The following is a 20807-nucleotide window of genomic DNA, read 5'->3' as shown; positions in this document are numbered from 1 at the left end:
TAAGGTTTATATAATGCTGGCGATGAATTACAGGGGCCCTCAGCGGGTTCGACTTGATAAGAATAAACCAATGCCCGAAATACTACATCCTGAGGATGCAATAGTAAAGGTTACCCGTTCTTGTGTGTGCGGATCTGATTTGCATTTATACAATGGGAATGTTCCAGATACACGTGTGGGTATGACTTTTGGGCATGAGTTTACGGGGGTTGTGGAAGAAGTGGGAGCTGATGTGAAGAAGCTTAAAGTTGGAGATCATGTACTTGTGCCTTTTAACATTGCCTGCGGAAAATGCACTTTCTGTCAGCAAGGGCTATATGGAAACTGCCATGAGGCGAACCCTATGGCTACAGCACTAGGTGGTGCGTTTGGTTACTCGCACAGTGCTGGTGGCTATGACGGAGGACAGGCAGAGTATGTTAGAGTGCCTTATGCAGACGTAGGGCCAACGGTGATTCCTGAAGGTATGGATCCGGAGGATGCGGTAATGCTTACGGATGTGGTGCCAACGGGGTATCAAGCAGCCGAAATGGGTGGAATTCAAAAAGGTGATACGGTGGTCGTGTTCGGTGCAGGACCGGTTGGGATTATGGCTGCCAAATGTTCTTGGCTGTTTGGCGCCTCAAGGGTCATTGTCATTGACTGTTTAGACTATCGCCTAGAATTTGCCAAAAATTATGCTAACTGTGAAGTTTATAACTTCAAGTCGCTTGAAGATCCGGTGGTTTTTATAAAGAAAACAACCGAATCGTTAGGTGCTGATGTGTGCATTGATGCTGTTGGTGCCGAGGCTGCCGGAAGTGCCATGCAAACAGTAACTGGGAGAAAGCTTTTATTGCAGGCAGGGTCTGCTACTGCATTGCAGTGGGCCATAAATTCTGTGAAAAAAGGAGGTGTGGTATCTGTAGTAGGTGTTTACGGCCCAACAGGGAACCTAGTGCCTATGGGCAATGTGCTTAACAAAGGAATAACAATACGTGCAAATCAAGCGGCGGTGAAACGTGTGTTGCCGAAGCTTATAGAGCATGTTCAAAATGGCACGATTAACCCTAAAGAGTTAATTACGCACCGCCTACCTCTCGAAGAGGTGTCGGATGCATATCGGATATTTTCTGATAAACTGGATGAATGTATTAAGCCGGTACTTGTTCCACCATCAGTTAGATAATTAGTAGGTTATGGAGATACAGAAAGATGTTAAAGGTTGGGGGGTAGATGCAGACATTAAGATTGACCCAACCTATCCAATGAGAAAGCATGTGGAAGGGGAGCATGAGGGGTATAACTGGGAACGGCCTCCTCTGCAAAAGGTAGATATAGAAGTTTTGAGAACCAATGAACGTATCAATATGCCCGCTGTTTTTGGTACTTCGGTTCCACCCTCAGGGCTAAGTGGATACATTCGCAGATTGGCCTTTAAGTATGGAGAAGGCAGTTTTGCACACTGGATACCTCTGTTGGTTGCCGATCGGGTAAATGTGGTAGAAGGTATTATTGACGACCTGAAACAAGGTTATGTGCCCAATATATTTGTCGAAAGAGGTATAAAGGCTGAGTGGAAATACAATAAGCTGGGGCTGTTGCGTAAGTTTGTGACAGGTGGAGCGGTTGCCTTTGTGGCTTTCTCCTTTGTGTATAATCGATTTAAAGAGTAAATGATAGACAGTCACTCTCTATGGCAGAGGGTGCTGTTTTTTGTTTTATATTAGTTGTTCATAATATTTTAGGATTACCCATTTAAGTCTCTAGGAAGTAATAAGTTTTTTTGTACGATAAAATGCTTTAAATTGCTTTTTAATGGCGATATGTGCTATTGTTAGGAAATAAGGCGGCCATTGATGAAATTGCGTTAAGAACTTTATAAACATGGAGCGGCCAAAAAATTTGCTGTTTGAGCCCGACGCAAGGAGGGTGAGTTTCATCCCGATAGCTATCGGGATAGCGTAATGGTTATAAAGTTTAGCAAATTTCATCACAGGCCTTGACTTTTTTGCTTACTTTTTTTGTCTAAGAAAAAAAGTAAGGCCCTGCCGGCGAGGCAAAAGTAACTAAGCGAGCCTAGGTAAGCTAATAACACATAAGATATCTAAATGGGTAAACCCTTATATACTATTAGCGATTTATAATATTTTAGCCTTCCTATTAGAGAGCACTTCTTTTAAGTTCTTTTATTTGGTAATTTTGGTGTCTAATTGTTGATCTTATTATTTATGGAGTTAATACTGGCTACCATTGCCGCCCTTTTACCAATAATCAACCCTTTTAGTACAGCCCCTATGTTTTTGTCTATAACACCGGACTATACCGAAGAAGAGAGAAGTGTCCAAGCCTGGCAAGGGGTGGTATACATGACCTTTATATTGGTGACTTTTTTAATAGGTGGGACTTTTATTATAAACTTCTTTGGTCTATCTGTTCCTGGAATGCGTATTGCCGGTGGAATCATAGTATTTGGTGTTGGGATGGGAATGCTTAAGCCCAAGGATGAGCTTGGCCCTTCGAAAGCGGAAGTAAAAGAAGCTTCTAAAAAGAAAGACATTTCTTTTACGCCACTGGCCATGCCTAGTTTAAGTGGCCCCGGATCTATTTCAGTAATTATAGGTCTTAGTTCCTTGACTGTCAACATTATTGACTACATTTTTATAACTGTAGGGATCTTGGTTGTGTCTTTGATCGTATTTATTACTCTTCGTTCTTCTTCTAAACTTGTAAAGTTTTTGGGTGTAAACGGACTTAATGCCATGACTAAAATTATGGGCTTTATCATTTTATGTGTGGGTGTACAATTTATTGTCAATGGCGTATTGGATATTTTGACTGGAAGAGAAATGGCTGATTTTTTACAAAGGGTCCAAGTAGGTAGTACACCTGAACAATAGCTTTTTAATCGTTTTTTTATGTTTTCAGCTATATTTAGAAGCTGCAGGAAAACAGTTTATACAAACTCCTTTCATCTGTGGCAGTCAGAGGCTGTATTTGCATTCGATAAATGTAATAATTACTGCAATATTCTCCCTGCATTGGCACTAATTACCGCTGAATTATTGGTCTAATTCATTTTTCAATAAAACCCTCTCTGACCTCGCTAATAGTGCCTTTTTTATAGGTATTTGGATCTTATCTTTAATTTTTACTTAGTTTTTTGTAATTTTGATCTTTCTAAGTTTAGAATTAATCGGGCGTATGAGAGTTTTTATTTGTTTTCTTTTGTTTAAGTGTTACTTTTTTGCAGCTCCTGTTGCTTATGCGCAAGAGGACTCTGAAGATGTTTCCGCTTTGTTTGATGATGGTGGTTTTTCTAATTCTAAAAATGTCATAAAGTTTAATATTCTTTCTGTCTATGTGGGAGATATCGCATTTTTCTATGAAAGAGCGTTTGGTGATAAATTTTCAATAGAGATAGGCGGTGGGCCTTTAATGAATTATTACAACCCAGAGTTTTTTGGACTATACGCTGGTATGGATGCTCCGGAAATTGTTGATCCCTCTGGTGGTTATAGTATATGGGTTAACCCTCGTATTTATTTTCATGGTGCGCCTTTAAACTTATATACAGGCATTCAATATAGAAGACGGCATTATTTCCAAACTAGTGCAAATGATATAATTTTTAATGATATAGCTTATAATGCTGGTGTTCAATTAGATATATGGGGTAGGGTGATTTTGGACTATAATGTTGGTGTTGGTGTTAGGTTGTTCGAGCCAGAAAACCAATTTTCTGCAAGATCTTTAGGCAGCCATTTTATTTTGCCGATCACTTTAAAACTTGGATATCTTTTTTAAACCATAACTTTCTTTTTCAATGAAAAAAATTGTACTGACTTTATTGATTGTCGCTTTTAGCGCTTTAGGCTTTGCCCAAAATGCCAACAATGTGAACATTCTAATGGGTAATGAGACTAAGGCTAAAAGGAAAACTACTTTATCCGATATAATTGGTTTTGACGATTCTGGTATTTATGCCGTAAGAACCAAATTTAACGCCAAAAAGGTGAGCCTTGAGTACTATGACAATAGTATGAACTTGAAATTATCCCAGCCTCTCCAATTGAAAACTGAGGGAAAAAACAGAGACTACGAGTTTGCTGTTCACCTGAATGATAAACTTTACCTTTTTAGTTCTTTTCATAATCAAAAGCTTAAGAAAAATTTCTTGTTCGTAGAAACTGTGAACAAGAAGACGCTCCTTCCGAACAATGATTTAAAGAAAGTTGCTGAAATTGAATACAAGCGTAGATGGAATCGTGGAGATTTTAACCATGAGTTTTCTCGTGATGAAAATATGTTAATGGTTTTCTACAACCTCCCTTATAGAAAAGGAGAGGCTGAAACCTTTGGATTTCATGTATTTGATAATGAAATGAATCAGGTTTGGCATAAAGATATCACCCTGCCTTATGACGATGATCTGTTCGATGTTATGAGTTACAAGGTTGATAATGATGGAAATGCTTATGTGCTTGGTAGGGTTTTTAAAGAGAAATCTAAAACTAAAGTTAGAGGTAAGGTTAATTACCACTATACAATTTTGAGTTATGGAATAGATGGGCAAAAAGCTGAGTATAAGGTGGCACTAGGTGACCGGTTCTTAACAGATATGCAAATTGCTATTGCTGACAATTCTGATATCATTTGTGGCGGCTTTTACTCAGATATGGGAACCTCAAGTATCAAAGGGACTTATTTCTTGACGGTTGATAACAAGTCCAAAGCCATTAAAAGAAAGAACTTTAAGGAGTTCAGTATGGACTTTATCACCCAAAACTATACTGAAAGACAACAGAAAAAGGCTAAAAAGAAAGCTGCAAAAGGTAAAGATATTGAAATGTATCAGTATGACCTTGATGATATCATTCTTCGTAGTGACGGTGGAGCCATTTTGGTTGGAGAACAGTATTTTGTACGAGTGGTAACTCGTACAAGTACCGACAGTCAAGGGAATGTTCGAACTACTACCACATATCATTATAACTATAATGATATTATTATAGTAAATATGAGCCCTGACGGTTCTATAGAATGGGCCTCTAAAATCCCTAAAAAGCAAGTTACGGTAAATGATGGAGGTTTTTATTCCTCTTATGTTAAAGCTGTTAGGAAAGACAAGCTGTACTTTGTATTCAATGACAATCCACGTAACCTGAATGACCTTAAGCAAGGGCAGATTTATAACTTTGTTCCAAAGAAAGCTGTGGTCGTTTTAGCAGAGGTTGATATGTCGGGCAATGTTTCTAAGCAAGCCTTGTTTGATAACAAAAGCGCTTCTACCATTACCCGTCCAAAAGTATGTGAGCAAATTTCTGACGATGAAATTGTGATCTTTGGACAAAGGGGAAGGAAAAACCGCTTTGCTTCGGTGACTTTTAAATAAGTATAGCAATATCTGTTTTTCAGCTACAAGTGTACAAGTTACGCCATAGATTTGCATTGAATTGAATTTTCAATGCGAGGCTTGCGTAGTTTGTACACTTGTGTTCAATCAGTTTGAACTGTGGTTTTTTTTTTAATGATTCCTATCTCTTTTGAGGAAGGCGCAGTCTCAGCCTTGAAGGGGCGCAATAAAAGTTTAAAACCCATTTATTGACCAAACCTTTCGAACTTACTTAATTTGTAGCCAAAATGATCCACCATGTTTTTCAGCACTGTTGAGGTTGCTGTGTTTGTAAAGTGGCGCAATTATTTGCTTCAATTCTTCATCTTCGCTTATAAAGTAGTTTGGAAGTATGGGGTTATATTTTTTCGGGTTGCTTAATATAAATGCTGCCAGCATATATTGTTCGTTATAAAAGCGTTGGCACATGAACTGCGGATAATCGTAAGGAAGGTAGATGTCGTGAAACTGAACTATGACTCCTTCCTTCAGATATGGTAAAAGCTCAAGAAAGCAAACGGTCACATCTGAATTGGGAAATGCGCGATGTGAGTTATCAATAAATAGAATGTCGTCCTTTTGCAGTGATTCTATAATTGGCGTGAGGTTTGTTAGCTCCTCAAAGGGCTGGCGTATTACCTTGTCTGCCAAATGATCTATATTGGCCCTTGGGCAAGGGTCTATTGAAGTAATTCTTGTTGCTAGCCCTTGTTCCTTAATGGCTTTCTTAACGACCTTTGTTGAGTTTCCGGAACCTATCTCAATATATTGTTTAGGTTTATGTTTGGCAACCATCCCATACAGTCCTATGATGTCAAGTCCGGGCAAATAACCATTTTCCCATGAAACATTATTTTCGTCCTCATCAATGGCTTTTATTTTTTGCAATTGCTCAGAATAATTTAAGAATTGCTTTAAGTATTCTCGATAAAGCATACGGTTTTCATTAATGACCTTATGGAGCAGTTGGTGTCCTGGTGCTCCATGTCCATACCTGGGCTTGGCGTCCACTTTATAGTCCAAGTTTACTGTTTGGAACTTTGGCGAAAGAGTTCTATATAATTCTTTTAGCATTGATGTTTCATGTTGGTGGGGTCAACATAAAACTTATAATTCAGTAAATTGTTTGTTGACAATTTTTGTATTGTTAGTATATTGACTGTCCTTACTTGAAATGTTTTACCCCTAAACATAAGTTTTTTACTAGAACTATGGAAGTACCCTCAATTTCAATCTTACTGCCATTTTACCAAGCGGAAGAGGTATTGCCTGGTGCTGTGGACAGCATATTGAGGCAAACTTGTCAAGACTGGGAGCTATTGCTTATTGACAATAATTCTTCTGATAATGGTGTGGAGGTTGCAATGGCTTATGGACGGAAAGATAAGCGCATTAAAGTGCTTCATGAGCCTCGCCAAGGTATTGCCTACGCGCTCAATACTGGCCTTAAGCATGCCAAGGCTCCTATAATCGCCAGAATGGATGCGGATGATTTTTCTTTGCCTGAGCGGTTGGAGAAACAGTATGCTTTTCTGGTACAAAACCCAAGTGTAGACGTTGTTTCTTGTTGTTGTGATTTTCATTCAGAGCTTTCTGAATCGAATGGATATCAGTGCTATGTACAATGGCAGAATAGTATTCTTTTCCCTTATGACCATGCCCGAAACTTCTTTGCAGAGTCTCCACTGGCACACCCTTCTGTGATGTTTCGTATGGCTTTGGTGGAGCGGTATGGTGTATATGCTACTGAAGCTGTGCCCGAAGATTATGAACTGTGGCTGCGGTGGCATGTCAATGGCGTACGTTTTGAAAAGCTCCAGGAAACCTTGCTTGTTTGGAACGATCATAGGTCAAGGCTTTCCAGAAACCATGACAATTATACGGATGAAGCATTTGATTTGGTAAGGATAAAGTACCTTTCTGCGTGGTTGAAAAAACACATTAACCCCGAAAGAAAAGTGGTTGTTTGCGGCACAGGTAAACGTCCGCGGGCAAGGGCTGGGCTTCTTCTAAAGGCGGGTGTCCCAATATATGCTTTTACTGATTTAAAGCAGAAGTCCCAGTGCGGTGCGATTTTTTTGCCGCCTTCGGATATTACAGTTAAGGATAACTATTTTATAATCAGTTTTATCTCTAAAAGAGGTGTTGGGGAAAGTATTCGTAAGTTTCTAACAGGTAAAGGTTTAAGTGAGTTGGACGATTTTGTTATCGCGGGATAGATGTTCTGGCCTTTTTACATTTCTTCTTTTGTGTATCCTTATAATATTCCTCTTTTATTGTTTGGGAAGTTGTTGTTTCTAATTTGAATTTTTTCTGCTTTCTCCCACTCTGTCCCCTTTCTCCCACTTTTTACCACTTTCGTGAAAAATCGGCTCTGCTTAGGGTGAAAAATGCCCAAATTTTAAAGTTTTGTTGCCATTTCAGTATTTGGCGCCAACAGTGTTTGTGCTGCAAAAATCTTTGTTTTTTTAGGAAAACAATTCTTTTTTCTGTAAGTTATCCACAAAGTGGGAGAAAGTGGCAGGAAGTGGTTGAAAAATCACAATTCTTTGCTATATTTGTTTAAACTAGTTAGGATCAGTATATAAACCCGGGTTTCAGATGGCCAATTTTTCCGGCGAATATGAGTGTAAGCTGGATGCCAAAGGAAGGCTTGTTCTTCCTTCGAGGCTGAAAGCAAGCCTGCCACAGGCTTCCGGGAATTCTATTGTCGTTACCCGCGGTTTTGAAACTTGCCTTCTTCTTTTCTCTCTTACTGCTTGGAATGAAATCTTCTCAAGTATGACTACACAGGCAAGTTATTTTAACGCTGAGGCCAGAAGGGCGCAGCGAAGTATATTTAGAGGAAATACCGAAGTAGATCTTGATAATAATGGCAGGTTTGTGATCCCAAAAAGACTTCAGGAGTATGCTAAGCTTGAAAAGGAGGTTTTGCTGGTTGGCTTGAACGATAAGATTGAGATTTGGAACCCTGAAATTTATGATGCTATGCTGATCCAAGATCAGGACGAGGTGGCTAAGTTGGCTGAGAAATATTTAGGCGGAAAGGAGGGTGAAGCATGAGTTACCATGTACCGGTCCTTTTGAAGGAATGTATAGATGGGCTGCATATCAATCCTGAAGGTTTGTATGTAGATTTAACATTTGGTGGTGGCGGGCATTCTGGGGAGATCGTAAAAAAGTTGGACGGAGGGCATTTGTATGCTTTTGACCAAGATGCAGATGCTCAGGTGAATGTTCAAAAGTTTGAGCAAAGTTCTTTTACGTTTATTGCTGCCAATTTCAGGCATATGAAGCGATACCTTAAGTTGCACAGGGTTACTCAGGTCGATGGTATCCTTGCTGATTTAGGGATTTCTTCGCACCAGATTGACGTGCCAGAGCGAGGTTTTTCGACCCGGTTCAATGCTGACTTGGATATGAGGATGGACAGGAATATGGAGAAAACGGCCAAAGAGGTCTTGAATACCTATTCTGAAGCGCAGCTGCACAAGATTTTTGGTATGTACGGCGAAGTAAGAAATGCCAAAACACTGGCAAATGCAGTGGTATATAACAGGCTGAACCGCACCATTGAAACGGTAGATGACCTTAAGGAGATATTAAAGAAGCTCGCTCCCAGAGGAAGGGAGTTTAAATATTATGCCCAGGTTTTTCAGGCGTTACGGATAGAGGTAAATGAGGAACTGAAAGCTTTGGAGGAAATGCTGCAACAGGCAGCGGAGGTGCTTAAGCCAGGGGGGCGATTGGTAGTATTGTCGTACCACTCTCTGGAAGACCGTTTGGTCAAAAATTTTATCGCAAAAGGAGTGTTTCACGGCGATCCGGAGAAAGATGTTTATGGAAACTTCTATAAGCCTTTTGAGGCTGTGACAAGAAAACCTGTGGAAGCCTCTGAAGAAGAGATTGCCGCAAATAGCCGCGCGCGCAGTGCCAGACTACGGATTGCTGAAAAAAAATAATCCGATTTTCTAAGTTTTAATTTATTAAGGGATATACAATGACTGTAAATACTTACAGGCAAAAGAAAACTAAAAAGAAGTCAGGGAAGCCTTTTCTTTCAATCTTTTCTTTGGAAAAGCTTTTTGAGGAAGGTGTGCCGGTGCAGTACTTGCCGAAGGTGCTATATGTGGCTTTTTTTCTGGTATTGTATATCGGTAATACGCACTATGCGGCGCGGACTGTAAGGGAAACGGACAAACTGAAAGTGGAAGTCGATGATCTTCGTGCGGACTATACCACGCTGAAGGCCGACTTGATGTTTGCGAGCAAGCAATCTGAAGTAGCAAAAAAAACAATGCCTTATGGCATAGGGGAGACGTTAAGGCCTCCTTATATAATAAAAGTAGAAAAGGGTGAATATTAAAAAGTCCATAGTATTAAGAGTAAGAATCGCATTTTTGCTGATTTTTCTATTTTCTGTGGCTGTTGTTTTCCGCCTTGTGAAGATTCAGGTAGTAGAGGGTGAAAAGTGGAGGACCATGGCCAGGGAGAATTTGATACAGTATAGGACTGTCAAAGCCACAAGGGGAAATATATACTCTGACAATGGGAGTCTCTTAGCTACCTCTTTGCCTTTTTATAAGGTGGCTTTTGATCCTACCATTGCTAATGACGAGCTGTTTTACTCAGGTATAGACTCTTTGGCTTATCACCTTTCTTCTTTTTTTAGGGACAGGTCGGTGCAGGAGTATAAGCGGATGATGATCAATGCCAGGAGGTCTGACAGGCGTTATCTGATATTGAATGCGCGCACTATTAACTATCAGGCCAGAAAAGAGCTTTCTTCATGGCCGATTTTCCGTGAAGGCAGAATGAAGGGTGGGATTATTTTTGAAAAGGAAAATGTCCGTTTCAAACCTTTTTCTACTTTGGCTAAGCGTACGGTTGGGTTCATGAAAGAAGATCGTGGTGCTGGTTTGGAATATAGTTTCAATGAGATTTTAGCAGGTCGGGATGGCGAAGCACTGTTTAGGAAAATGGCAGGTGGCAATTGGATGCCGTTGCAGGGTGAGGCTGAAGCGGCTCCTCAACAAGGTTTAGACATTGTTACTACCATTGATATTAACCTTCAGGATGTGGCAGAGTCTGCATTGATGAGACATTTACAGGAACACGATGCTGATTATGGCTGTGCTGTTCTAATGGAGGTGAAGACGGGCGAGATTAAGGCCATGGCCAACCTGACCAAGCGGAATAATGGTGCTTATATTGAAGATATTAATTATGCAGTAGGAAATCAGGGGCTTACAGAGCCAGGGTCTACTTTTAAGCTGGCTTCTATGATTGCCTTGCTTGAAGACGCTAAGCTGGATCCTACTGATTCGGTAGATACTGGTGAGGGTGTATATGAGTTTTATGACAAGAAAATGACGGACTCCAAACCTGGGGGGTATGGAAAAATTACCTTGAACCATGCTTTTGAGAAGTCGTCCAATATTGCGGTTTCCCGTTTGGTTGACGAGCATTTTGGTCATCAGCCTCAAAAGTTCTTGGACTATATCCATAAGTTTGGGCTTGATGAGCCAACAGGTTTTCATATGGTAGGGGAGGCCGTTCCTTATATTAAGAAAATTAACGATAAATCCTGGAGCGGGATTTCGCTTCCTTGGATGTCAATAGGATATGAGCTTAAACTTTCTCCGCTTCACACGCTTACTTTTTATAACGGGGTGGCGAATAACGGAAGAATGATTAGGCCTGTGATTGTGAAGAAAGTAAAGTCTGCAGATGATATTATACGTGAATATAAAACGGAGGTGATCAGGGATAGAATCTGTTCTGATGAAACGCTGAAAAAAGTTCGTATGATGCTTGAAGGGGTTGTGCAAAGGGGAACGGCAAATAATATCAATGATGCTGACTACAGGATTGCCGGAAAGACTGGTACGGCATTGAAAATTAAAGATGGTAAATATATCAGAAGCTATTATACCTCTTTTGTGGGCTTTTTTCCTGCGGAGAAACCCAAGTATAGCTGTATAGTGGTCATTGACAATCCAAAAGGCTTTAAGCAATACGGAAGTGACGTGGCAGCGCCAGTGTTTAAGGAGATTGCAGATAAAGTGTATTCTGGTGATTTGGACCTTCACTTGCCTATGGCAAGAAAGGGTAGGGCAAATGAAGGTGTTTTCCCTAGAATTCGGTCAGGGTATATCGAAGACTTATCGCTGATTTGTAATGAAATGGGGATTGCCAACCATACCAAAGCGCCTTCTGCAGAATTTGTGTCTGCTAAAATTGTAGATAATTCTATCCATTGGCAACCAGGTACGAGGTTTCAGGATATGGTGCCTAATGTAAAAGGCATGCGGCTTAGAGATGCTTTGTACCTCTTGGAAAACAGTGGGCTAAAAGTAAAATATTCCGGTGCTGGCCGGGTGGCGGAGCAATCACTTGAGCCAGGAGCCAGAGTTGTTAAAGGTGGAGTAATATATATTAGATTGAGTTAATGTAAATGGCGGTATTAAAAGACATATTGTACAAAGTGCCTCTTCAATCTGTATCAGGAGATACTGATATAGAAATAAAGTCTGTGCAGTTTGACTCCAGGCAGGTGTCGGAACGCAGTCTTTTTGTTGCTGTGCGCGGTACGGTGTCTGATGGCCATAACTTTATTGATAAAGCGATTGAATCAGGGGCCGATGCTATCATCTGCGAAGAGATGCCTGAAGAACGTAAAGAGGAAATTACGTATGTGCAGGTGGCTGATGCAGGATTGGCACTGGGCATTATAGCAGGTAATTTCTATGGCAACCCTTCTTCTAAATTGAAATTGGTAGGAGTGACTGGCACAAATGGCAAGACTACCTCTGTGACTTTGCTTTACAACCTTTTTAGGAAGATGGGCTACAATGTGGGTATGCTCTCAACTGTGGAGAATAAGATCAATGATGAGGTGCTTGCGGCAACACATACAACCCCGGACTCGGTGGCCATTAATAAGCTGCTTTTGCAGATGCTCCAGGCTGGGTGCACACATTGTTTTATGGAGGTGAGTTCGCATGCCGTGGTACAGCACAGGGTTTCGGGTCTTCAATTTGCGGGAGGGGTATTTACGAACATATCTCATGATCACTTAGATTACCACAAAACCTTTGATGAATACATCAGGGCTAAGAAGATGTTCTTTGATTATTTACCTTCTTCTGCTTTTGCTTTGGTAAATTCCGATGATAAGCGTGGCACGGTAATGCTTCAAAATACAAAGGCTGCTAAACATACTTTTGCCTTACATGGGTTGGCGGATTTTAAAGCAAAGATCCAGTCAAATACTTTTCAAGGACTTGAGCTTGACATAGACGGAAAAGATGTCTGGTTCAAGCTTATCGGTTCTTTTAACGCCTACAACCTTTTGGGGGTTTATGGCGCTTCTGTGCTCCTTGGAGAAGACCCGGAAGAGGTGTTGACTGCCCTTTCTGCCTTAGATCCTGCTAAAGGGCGCTTTGAACAGGTGGTTTCTGCAACAGGTATTACCGCTATTATTGATTATGCCCATACGCCTGATGCTTTGCGCAATGTACTTGAAACTGTGCAAGATGTAAGACAGGGCAATGAACGGGTAATTACAGTAGTAGGATGTGGTGGAAACCGGGATAAGGAGAAAAGACCGGTGATGGCTGATATTGCCTGCAGGTTTAGTGATAAAGTTCTGTTGACATCTGATAATCCCAGAAATGAAGACCCAGCAGAAATTTTGGAGGATATGCAGAAGGGGATCAGTATTAAGGATATTAAAAAGTCTTTGACAATACAAGATAGAAAAGAAGCCATTAAAACGGCATGCATGCTTGCAGAGCAAAATGACATTGTTCTGATCGCAGGCAAAGGACATGAAACGTATCAGGAAATTAAAGGCGTTAAGCATCCTTTTGACGATAAAGTTATTGTAATAGAGATGTTTAAGCTGTTAAATAAATAGTATGATTTTTAGTAAAAGCAAATATCAGCAGAAGAAACTGGTTGAACTGGACCAGCTTATTTTTCCGGAATTGAAGATGAAAAAAGATATGCAGATAGTGCCAAAAGCTTTTGACTTCTCTTTGAGGGTACTTGAGCTATACATAGAACTTTTGAAGGTCAACGAATTTGACTTGTCAGAAAAATTGCTGAAAAGCGGTACTGGTATTAGAACCACCATTGAAGACTCTTTGGCAACCGTCGACAGGCAAGAACGGTTTAACAGCATAGCACTTGCTTCTCGTGAAGCGGTGGAAGTACGCTATTGGCTGAAGCTTATTCAAATGAAGTACTTTATTTCAGGTTCTGTACTGGATGACTGTGTTGAAAAAATTAATGAGATCATAAATCTCCTGAACATAATGTCGGGGGAAGGTAGTAAGAATAAAGAATTGATTAACAGCATAAACTTTAACTGATGTTTTATTATCTGTTTGACTTTCTTGACCAAGAATATGACTTTATAGGTGCTGGGGTGTTTCGCTTTATCACCTTTAGGGCGGGTATGGCCATGATGTTTTCCCTTCTGGTGTCTCTTATCTTTGGTAAAAGACTTATTACTTGGTTGAGGGTAAAGCAGATTGGGGAAAGTGTACGGGATTTGGGCTTGCAGGGCCAAATGGCTAAAAAAGGGACTCCAACCATGGGTGGGGTGCTCATAATTGCCAGTATCGTTATTCCTGCGCTTTTGTTTGCGAGATTAGAGAGTATTTACATCATATTGCTTCTAATAGCTACTTTGTGGCTAGGAGCAATAGGGTTTTTGGATGATTACATAAAGATTTTCAAGAAGAATAAAGAAGGTCTGGCCGGAAGATTCAAAATTGTTGGGCAGGTCGTGTTGGGGCTGATTGTAGGTTTGGTTTTGGTATTTAATGACGATGTGGTTGTGCGAAAGTATTTGGCTCCTCCGGTGGAAACGGAAACAACCATTGGGGTGTCCCATCGCTATGAGGATATCAAAGCAATGGTTTCTACCATACCGTTCTTTAAAGACAATGAACTTAACTACAATGAGATCTTCGGATTCCTTGGCGATGAGTTCACTTGGATATTTTATGTATTGGTAGTGATTGTGGTCATTACCGCAGTGTCTAATGGGGCTAATTTGACAGATGGTATCGATGGACTGGCAGCGGGTACATGTGCCATTATTGGGGTTACACTTGGTATTTTTGCGTATGTGTCGGGTAATGCCATTTTTGCCAATTATCTAAATATCATGTATATACCTGGGAGTGGGGAGTTGCTGGTTTTTTGTGGTGCCTTCGTAGGGGCATGTATAGGTTTTCTCTGGTTTAATTCTTTCCCTGCTCAGGTCTTTATGGGCGATACTGGAAGTTTAACACTTGGTGGGGTCATTGCTGTGCTGGCTTTGACTGTCAGAAAAGAGCTTTTACTGCCTATTGTCTGTGGTATTTTCTTAATTGAAAACCTGTCGGTAATGATTCAGGTAGGGTATTTTAAATATACCAAAAAGAAATATGGTGAAGGGCGGAGGATTTTTAAGATGTCTCCTTTGCACCATCATTATCAGAAAATTGGATATCATGAATCTAAAATAGTCGCAAGGTTCTGGATCGTAGGGATTTTGTTGGCGATTTTAAGTGTGGCTACTTTAAAACTGAGGTAAATATAGGTTGAAAAACAGGATAACCATATTAGGAGCCGGTGAAAGCGGTACAGGTGCAGCCCTTTTGGCAAAAGCTAAAGGGTTTGATGTATTTGTGTCCGACATGGGGAGTATTCAGGAAAAGTATATGTATATGCTTTTCCATAATGATATACTCTTTGAGTCAGGCAAGCATACCGAGGAACAAATTCTCGATGCTGAACTGGTTGTGAAAAGTCCTGGAATCCCTGAAAAGGCAGATATCGTAAAAAAGATCAGACAAAAAGGGATACCTATTATTTCTGAAATTGAATTTGCTGCCAAATATACCCAAGCCAAGTTTGTGGCTATTACCGGTAGCAATGGCAAGACTACTACGACCTTACTTGCCTATCATATGCTGAAGGATCTAGGGCTTAATGTAGGTTTGGCAGGAAACATAGGTGATAGTTTGGCGGCACAGGTGATTGAAGACCGTCATGAATGGTATGTGTTGGAATTGAGCAGCTTTCAGCTAGATGACATGTATGAGTTTAAGGCAGATGTGGCTGTCTTGCTCAATATTACCAAAGATCACCTAGATAGGTATGAATATAATTTTGATAATTATATAAATTCCAAGTTTCGGATTATTCAGAATATGAAGGCAGGAGATCATTTTATATTTTTCGCAGATGATCCTGTCGTAAATGAGGAAGTTCAGAAAAGAGAAGTAAAGCCTAGTTCGTGGGGTATTTCTCTTAAGGAGCCTTTGTCTGGTGGTGCCTGGATGGAATTGAACCGCTTGTTCTTTGATGTGAATGCTGGAAAAGGGAAGTTTTATTTGAATACAGATGAACTCCCGCTGAAGGGAAAGCATAACATGATAAATGTCATGGCTGCTTCTTTGATTGCAGCAGTGTTAGGCATGAACCCAAGCAAATTCCAACAAGCGATTAATGGATTTAGCAGTGTCAGCCATCGCTTGGAAGAGGTAGGGGAGGTTAACGGTGTGACATTTGTCAACGACTCCAAAGCCACCAATGTGGATGCTGTGTGGTATGCATTGGATAGTTTCCCTGGCAATATTGTCTGGATTGCAGGTGGTGTAGATAAAGGAAATGAGTATGAGCAACTTCATACGTTGGTGCGCAAGAGGGTGAAGGCGCTGGTGTGTATGGGCAAAGATAATAGCCAGCTTAAAAAAGCTTTTGATGGCATTGTCAAAACTATTAAAGAAACGGATAATATAAACGCTGCTGTTGAAACCGCTTTTCAATTGGCAAATGAAGGTGATGTGGTATTGTTATCTCCGGCATGTGCCAGTTTTGATCTTTTTAAGAATTATGAAGATCGTGGTGAACGGTTTAAAAAAGCAGTTCATGATTTAGCCCGTAGTGTTTCATAGCAACTTTTTGAGAGTGGTTATATGTGCTATGGGCAAAATTGCATAATGAAATAGGTAAGAAGTACAGAAAAACTATATGATAAAACTCTGGCTACAACGGAATCTTAAAGGTGACCCAGTTATTTGGGGCATTATATTTTCGCTGTCTTTGATAAGCATAGCGGTGGTGTATAGTGCCATAGGTTCACTGGCTTATAAGAGAATGGCCGGAGATACCGAATATTACTTGATTAAGCATACCTTGATCGTCTTTTTGAGCTTGGCATCTATGTATGTCGCACATAAAATCGATTATAGGTACTATGCACGAATTGGTCGCTTGGGGCTGATTTTGTCTATTCCTCTGCTCATTATTACTTATGTAATGGGGGATAATATTAACGAGGCTTCCCGCTGGATTACCATACCAATTATCGGACAGTCTTTCCAGCCGTCGGATTTTGCTAAGCTTATGCTTATCGTCAATCTGGCAGCTATGTTGGCCAGGAAGCAGACAAATATTGAGGACATTAAGGAGTCTTTTATTCCTATAATCCTTTGGTGTGTTACTATTTGCTGTCTAATAGCGCTGACTAATTTGTCAACGGCTATTATTTTATTTGCTACCTGTCTGTTGGTAATGTTTATAGGAAGGGTGCCTGTAAGGTATCTGGTGGGGCTAATTGTATTCGGAATTATAAGTGGTAGCGCTGCTTTAATGGCAGGACAGCGGTTAGGTACTGCCATTAGTAGGTTTCAAGGCTTTTTCTTGTCTGACGAAATACCTTTTCAGGCAGAACAGGCATTTAAAGCCATTGCTACTGGAAGTATAATCGGACAGGGCCCTGGGCAAAGTATTCAAAGTGATTTTTTGCCTCACTCTTACTCTGACTTTATATATGCCATTATCATTGAAGAGTATGGTATGATAGGAGGGATTATTGTCTTGTTTTTATACTTGGCGCTGCTTTATAGGGCTATGAGTGCTGTCGTGAAAAGTGAGAGGGCTTTTGGTGGCTTGCTGTCTGCAGGGCTTGGGTTCAGTCTGGTTATTCAGGCTATGATCAATATGGGAGTGGCTGTAGGCTTGGGGCCTGTTACAGGTCAGCCGTTGCCACTGTTGAGTATGGGAGGTACCTCCTTATTGTTTACCGGAATTTCACTGGGTATAATTCTTAGTGTTAGCCGGGGAGATTTATCTGAAAACCGAAACGAGTTAAAGAATGCACCGGCATAACAGACCATATAGAATAATTATAAGCGGAGGCGGTACCGGAGGTCATATTTATCCGGCCATTGCAATTGCCAATGCACTTAAGGACAAAGATCCTGATAGGGAGATATTGTTTGTGGGTGCCGAAGGGCGTATGGAAATGCAAAAGGTGCCTGCTGCTGGCTATTCGATTGAAGGGTTATGGATCAGTGGCATCCAAAGGAGGCTTACTGCAGACAATTTGCTGTTTCCGGTAAAAGTGGTATCAAGCCTTTTTAAGGCCAGAAAAATAATTAAAGATTTCCAGCCAGACATTGCTATTGGTGTGGGCGGGTACGCAAGTTTTCCCTTGTTGTTTACCGCTGGACTGATGAAAGTCCCGACCATGATACAAGAGCAAAATGGGTATGCTGGCGTAGCTAATAAAGTATTAGCAAAGAAAGCTGAAAAGATTTGTGTGGCTTATGAAGGAATGGACAAGTTCTTTCCTGCAGAAAAGCTTCAGATTACCGGCAACCCTGTACGAAAGGATATTTTAAATGTAGATTCTAAAAGGGAAGAGGCTTTTAAGTTTTTTGGACTGGATCCAGATAAGAAAACCATTCTTGCTATAGGGGGAAGCCTTGGTGCCAGGACAATCAATGAAAGTTTGCAGGATGGCTTGCAGAAGTTTGTGGACAATGATGTTCAGCTGTTGTGGCAGACGGGAAAATTTTATTACGAAAAAGCAGCTGAAGCGGGGGCACCTTTTCAAGACAAAGGGATAAGTGTCAATGAATTTATATATAAAATGGATTTGGCCTATGCAGTTGCCGATATCGTCATATCCAGGGCAGGGGCTTTGTCCATTTCCGAACTATGCTTGGCCGAAAAACCGGTAATTTTGGTGCCTTCTCCTAATGTGGCAGAAGACCATCAGACTAAGAATGCGGTGGCTTTGACTGAAAGGAATGCCGCAAGATTGGTAAAGGACAACGGAGCCAGAGAAAAGCTGGTTGATGAAGCGCTTGAACTGCTGGCTGATGAAAAAGCGCAAAAAGAGTTAAAAATTAACATAAAGAAAATGGGAAGGCCTTCAGCGGCGGATGATATAGCTGCTGTGGTCGAAAAGGTCATCTCTGAACATAAAAGTAAATTGAAAAGATAGTGGTAATTAAAGCGAAAAATATTTTTATGGCCGGAATTGGCGGCATCGGCATGAGTGCTCTTGCCCGGTGGTTCCATGCCTATGGATATAAAGTGGCTGGTTATGACAAGACCGCTACTGCGCTTACCCGTGAGTTAGAGGAAGAGGGGATTCTTATACACTATCAGGATAATGTCGACCTTATCCCTAAAGACTATTTAGATAAGGAAAATACGCAGGTTGTTTATACGCCTGCATTGCCACAAGACCATGCGGAACTGGCTTGGTTCAGAGCGCAAGGTTTTGATATCAAAAAGAGGTCTGAGGTTCTTGGGCTCATTACACGGGGTTTACCTTCTGTTGCCGTAGCAGGAACACATGGTAAAACTACTACGACTTCTATGGTAGCTCATGTGCTGCATGCGTCGGGAGTTCCATGTACTGCATTTATGGGAGGCGTTTCGCAGAATTACCAATCAAACCTGTTGTTGAATACCAGCCCTGATGCCTGGGTGGTCATTGAGGCAGACGAATATGACCGTTCTTTTTTGAGGCTGGAGCCCAAAGTGGCTATAGTCACGACTATGGACCCTGACCACTTAGATATTTATGGTGATGAAGGTGAGTTTGTCCGGACGTTTAATGAATTTGCAAAAAAAGTTCCTGCAGGCGGGGCATTGATATACCGGGAAGGGCTTCCTCTTGGTGATAGCCCGGAAGTGTCAGCGGTGACTTTTGGGACAGGAACGGCTGATATAAAAGCCTACGATATTAAGGCTGACAATGGCTGGTTTGTCTTTAATGTAAATATCCAAGGCAAAGAAATTAATAATGTACGGTTGCAGGTGCCAGGTATGCATAATGTAATGAATGCTTTAGCCGCTTTTGCCGCAGGTAGGGCGGTAGGTATCTCTGACGAAAAAATCGTAGAAGCTATAGCTACCTATAAGGGAGTGAAGAGACGTTTTGAATATTTCTTTAGAAATGAAAAATGTATAGCTATTGACGACTACGCCCATCACCCTGCAGAAGTGGAAGCTTGCCTGAGTGCGGTAAGGGCATTGTATCCTGAAAAGCATATTACGGCTGTTTTTCAGCCACATTTATATAGTAGGACAAGAGATTTTATGGGAGGCTTTGCCGATAGCTTGGCTATAGCTGACCATATTGTTTTATTGGATATTTACCCAGCAAGAGAAAAGCCTATCGCGGGGGTAAGCTCAGAAAGGCTGCTTGGCATGATTCAGAAGGATGCCAAAACTTTGTGTAGCAAAGAAAAGCTCGCCGATGCCTTGGTTGAGATCGGGACTGATGTGATTGTGACTATGGGGGCAGGGGATATCGATAGAATGGTTGAGCCTATTCAAACTAAATTGAAGGAGGTATATGAAAGTTAATTTTAAAATATTCAAAAAGGGCTTTTGGTATATACTTTTTTCAGTAGGTATTTTCTCTCTGATTGGTTTTGCAGAAAAAACCTATGAAACCAAGGAGTGTAAAAGGGTTGCTGTTAAAATTGATTATCAATTTGATAACTTTTTCGTATCAGAACAGGAAGTGTTGGATTTGATTACCAACAATAATACAGAGCTTTTGATCGGGAAAAGGCTTTCAGAAATTGACCTTGAGAAAATAGAAAAGCGGATTTATGCGCATAAATTTGTGAAAGAAGCGCAAGTGTATAAAAGCCATAACGGGGAACTGATTGCAGAGATCGTGCAAACCAGGCCAGTTGCCAGAATCGTTCAGCAGCATGGTCCTCATGCCTACATTAGCAGTGAAGGCAACCTGCTTCCATTTTCTCCCAACTTTTCTGCAAGGGTGATGCTGGTTGATGGTGATTTTATTGGTCAATTTATGAAAGCGAATTTCCTAGCGGAAGAAGGGCAGGCTTATATGGACTTTTTTAACCGTATTGATTCAGATAGATTCTGGAAGGCCCAGGTTGCACAGGTAACTATTGCTGACAATGGGGAAATCAATATCACGCCTCAGGTAGGTGATGAAATAATTGAATTTGGAAAACCTGAAGATATAGATGAAAAACTGAACAAGCTGAAGGTTTTTTATAAAAAGATTTTACCATTAAAAGGATATAATAAATACGAAAGAGTAAAGCTGAAATTTAAGAATCAGATTATTTGTGAATAATATTTT

The 20807-nt window shown here is 40.8% G+C and carries 19 protein-coding genes; 18 read left to right on the top strand and 1 reads right to left on the bottom strand.

Annotated elements, in window-relative coordinates:
- Positions 1-13 precede the first annotated feature (13 nt).
- From RCC89_20470 to RCC89_20450, 5 genes are all read left to right on the top strand, one after another.
- Positions 14-1168 carry a zinc-dependent alcohol dehydrogenase gene (locus tag RCC89_20470; protein WMJ75680.1) on the top strand — a complete coding sequence of 385 codons (1155 nt, stop codon included), beginning with the start codon at positions 14-16 and terminating at the stop codon, positions 1166-1168.
- A gap of 10 nt (positions 1169-1178) precedes the next feature.
- Entirely contained in the window at positions 1179-1655 is a 477-nt protein-coding gene (locus RCC89_20465; GenBank protein ID WMJ75514.1) for a hypothetical protein, read from the top strand.
- Between the two features lie 555 nt (positions 1656-2210).
- Positions 2211-2879, top strand: coding sequence for a MarC family NAAT transporter (locus RCC89_20460; protein WMJ75513.1), 669 nt, complete (start codon positions 2211-2213; stop codon positions 2877-2879).
- Positions 2880-3183: 304 nt separating this feature from the next.
- On the top strand, positions 3184-3786 hold the full coding sequence (locus RCC89_20455; GenBank protein ID WMJ75512.1) for a hypothetical protein: 603 nt from the start codon (positions 3184-3186) through the stop codon (positions 3784-3786).
- 19 nt (positions 3787-3805) lie between these two features.
- A complete protein-coding gene (locus RCC89_20450) occupies positions 3806-5374 on the top strand; it encodes a hypothetical protein (GenBank protein WMJ75511.1) in 1569 nt (522 codons plus the stop codon).
- A 228-nt stretch (positions 5375-5602) separates the two neighbouring features.
- On the opposite strand, the gene RCC89_20445 is transcribed toward RCC89_20450, so the two are convergent.
- Complete coding sequence (locus RCC89_20445; protein WMJ75510.1) at positions 5603-6448, bottom strand: class I SAM-dependent methyltransferase; 846 nt, start codon at positions 6446-6448, stop codon at positions 5603-5605.
- Between the two features lie 137 nt (positions 6449-6585).
- On the opposite strand from RCC89_20445, the gene RCC89_20440 reads away from it, so the two are divergent.
- The 13 genes from RCC89_20440 (at position 6586) to RCC89_20380 (ending at position 20801) form a co-directional block, all read left to right on the top strand.
- A complete protein-coding gene (locus tag RCC89_20440; GenBank protein ID WMJ75509.1) occupies positions 6586-7593 on the top strand; it encodes a glycosyltransferase in 1008 nt (335 codons plus the stop codon).
- 382 nt (positions 7594-7975) lie between these two features.
- Complete coding sequence (mraZ, locus tag RCC89_20435) at positions 7976-8437, top strand: division/cell wall cluster transcriptional repressor MraZ (protein ID WMJ75508.1); 462 nt, start codon at positions 7976-7978, stop codon at positions 8435-8437.
- Positions 8434-9336: a 16S rRNA (cytosine(1402)-N(4))-methyltransferase RsmH gene (rsmH, locus tag RCC89_20430; GenBank protein ID WMJ75507.1), complete on the top strand. Its 903-nt coding sequence runs from the start codon at positions 8434-8436 to the stop codon at positions 9334-9336. The genes mraZ and rsmH overlap by 4 nt, the downstream gene beginning before the upstream one ends.
- Positions 9337-9374: 38 nt before the next feature.
- The gene (locus RCC89_20425) at positions 9375-9740 is read left to right on the top strand and encodes an FtsL-like putative cell division protein (protein WMJ75506.1); all 366 of its coding nucleotides are present in this window, start codon (positions 9375-9377) and stop codon (positions 9738-9740) included.
- The gene (locus RCC89_20420) at positions 9730-11826 is read left to right on the top strand and encodes a penicillin-binding protein (protein WMJ75505.1); all 2097 of its coding nucleotides are present in this window, start codon (positions 9730-9732) and stop codon (positions 11824-11826) included. The genes RCC89_20425 and RCC89_20420 overlap by 11 nt, the downstream gene beginning before the upstream one ends.
- A gap of 5 nt (positions 11827-11831) precedes the next feature.
- The gene (locus RCC89_20415) at positions 11832-13295 is read left to right on the top strand and encodes a UDP-N-acetylmuramoyl-L-alanyl-D-glutamate--2,6-diaminopimelate ligase (protein ID WMJ75504.1); all 1464 of its coding nucleotides are present in this window, start codon (positions 11832-11834) and stop codon (positions 13293-13295) included.
- A gap of 1 nt (position 13296) precedes the next feature.
- On the top strand, positions 13297-13752 hold the full coding sequence (locus RCC89_20410; protein ID WMJ75503.1) for a four helix bundle protein: 456 nt from the start codon (positions 13297-13299) through the stop codon (positions 13750-13752).
- Positions 13752-14966, top strand: coding sequence for a phospho-N-acetylmuramoyl-pentapeptide-transferase (mraY, locus tag RCC89_20405; protein ID WMJ75502.1), 1215 nt, complete (start codon positions 13752-13754; stop codon positions 14964-14966). The genes RCC89_20410 and mraY overlap by 1 nt, the downstream gene beginning before the upstream one ends.
- A 7-nt stretch (positions 14967-14973) precedes the next feature.
- Complete coding sequence (murD, locus tag RCC89_20400) at positions 14974-16332, top strand: UDP-N-acetylmuramoyl-L-alanine--D-glutamate ligase (protein ID WMJ75501.1); 1359 nt, start codon at positions 14974-14976, stop codon at positions 16330-16332.
- Between the two features lie 76 nt (positions 16333-16408).
- On the top strand, positions 16409-17548 hold the full coding sequence (locus RCC89_20395) for an FtsW/RodA/SpoVE family cell cycle protein (protein WMJ75500.1): 1140 nt from the start codon (positions 16409-16411) through the stop codon (positions 17546-17548).
- Positions 17535-18671 carry an undecaprenyldiphospho-muramoylpentapeptide beta-N-acetylglucosaminyltransferase gene (murG, locus tag RCC89_20390; protein WMJ75499.1) on the top strand — a complete coding sequence of 379 codons (1137 nt, stop codon included), beginning with the start codon at positions 17535-17537 and terminating at the stop codon, positions 18669-18671. Before RCC89_20395 ends, murG begins: the two co-directional genes overlap by 14 nt.
- Before the next feature lie 26 nt (positions 18672-18697).
- Complete coding sequence (gene murC / locus RCC89_20385) at positions 18698-20047, top strand: UDP-N-acetylmuramate--L-alanine ligase (GenBank protein WMJ75498.1); 1350 nt, start codon at positions 18698-18700, stop codon at positions 20045-20047.
- A complete protein-coding gene (locus RCC89_20380) occupies positions 20037-20801 on the top strand; it encodes a cell division protein FtsQ (GenBank protein ID WMJ75497.1) in 765 nt (254 codons plus the stop codon). Before murC ends, RCC89_20380 begins: the two co-directional genes overlap by 11 nt.
- Positions 20802-20807: the final 6 nt, after the last annotated feature.

Source organism: Cytophagaceae bacterium ABcell3 (assembly GCA_030913385.1).
In the GTDB taxonomy this organism is placed as follows: Bacteria; Bacteroidota; Bacteroidia; order Cytophagales; family Cytophagaceae; genus ABcell3.
This window is presented reverse-complemented; position numbering and strand designations above follow the sequence as displayed.

What these genes read in the sequence shown, in the direction of transcription:
- RCC89_20470 (WMJ75680.1), top strand. Translation starts at nt 14, where the DNA reads ATGCTGGCGATGAATTACAGGGGCCCTCAGCGGGTTCGACTTGATAAG.
- RCC89_20465 (WMJ75514.1), top strand. Translation starts at nt 1,179, where the DNA reads ATGGAGATACAGAAAGATGTTAAAGGTTGGGGGGTAGATGCAGACATT.
- RCC89_20460 (WMJ75513.1), top strand. Translation starts at nt 2,211, where the DNA reads ATGGAGTTAATACTGGCTACCATTGCCGCCCTTTTACCAATAATCAAC.
- RCC89_20455 (WMJ75512.1), top strand. Translation starts at nt 3,184, where the DNA reads ATGAGAGTTTTTATTTGTTTTCTTTTGTTTAAGTGTTACTTTTTTGCA.
- RCC89_20450 (WMJ75511.1), top strand. Translation starts at nt 3,806, where the DNA reads ATGAAAAAAATTGTACTGACTTTATTGATTGTCGCTTTTAGCGCTTTA.
- RCC89_20445 (WMJ75510.1), bottom strand. Translation starts at nt 6,448, where the DNA reads ATGCTAAAAGAATTATATAGAACTCTTTCGCCAAAGTTCCAAACAGTA.
- RCC89_20440 (WMJ75509.1), top strand. Translation starts at nt 6,586, where the DNA reads ATGGAAGTACCCTCAATTTCAATCTTACTGCCATTTTACCAAGCGGAA.
- mraZ (WMJ75508.1), top strand. Translation starts at nt 7,976, where the DNA reads ATGGCCAATTTTTCCGGCGAATATGAGTGTAAGCTGGATGCCAAAGGA.
- rsmH (WMJ75507.1), top strand. Translation starts at nt 8,434, where the DNA reads ATGAGTTACCATGTACCGGTCCTTTTGAAGGAATGTATAGATGGGCTG.
- RCC89_20425 (WMJ75506.1), top strand. Translation starts at nt 9,375, where the DNA reads ATGACTGTAAATACTTACAGGCAAAAGAAAACTAAAAAGAAGTCAGGG.
- RCC89_20415 (WMJ75504.1), top strand. Translation starts at nt 11,832, where the DNA reads ATGGCGGTATTAAAAGACATATTGTACAAAGTGCCTCTTCAATCTGTA.
- RCC89_20410 (WMJ75503.1), top strand. Translation starts at nt 13,297, where the DNA reads ATGATTTTTAGTAAAAGCAAATATCAGCAGAAGAAACTGGTTGAACTG.
- mraY (WMJ75502.1), top strand. Translation starts at nt 13,752, where the DNA reads ATGTTTTATTATCTGTTTGACTTTCTTGACCAAGAATATGACTTTATA.
- RCC89_20395 (WMJ75500.1), top strand. Translation starts at nt 16,409, where the DNA reads ATGATAAAACTCTGGCTACAACGGAATCTTAAAGGTGACCCAGTTATT.
- murG (WMJ75499.1), top strand. Translation starts at nt 17,535, where the DNA reads ATGCACCGGCATAACAGACCATATAGAATAATTATAAGCGGAGGCGGT.
- murC (WMJ75498.1), top strand. Translation starts at nt 18,698, where the DNA reads ATGGCCGGAATTGGCGGCATCGGCATGAGTGCTCTTGCCCGGTGGTTC.
- RCC89_20380 (WMJ75497.1), top strand. Translation starts at nt 20,037, where the DNA reads ATGAAAGTTAATTTTAAAATATTCAAAAAGGGCTTTTGGTATATACTT.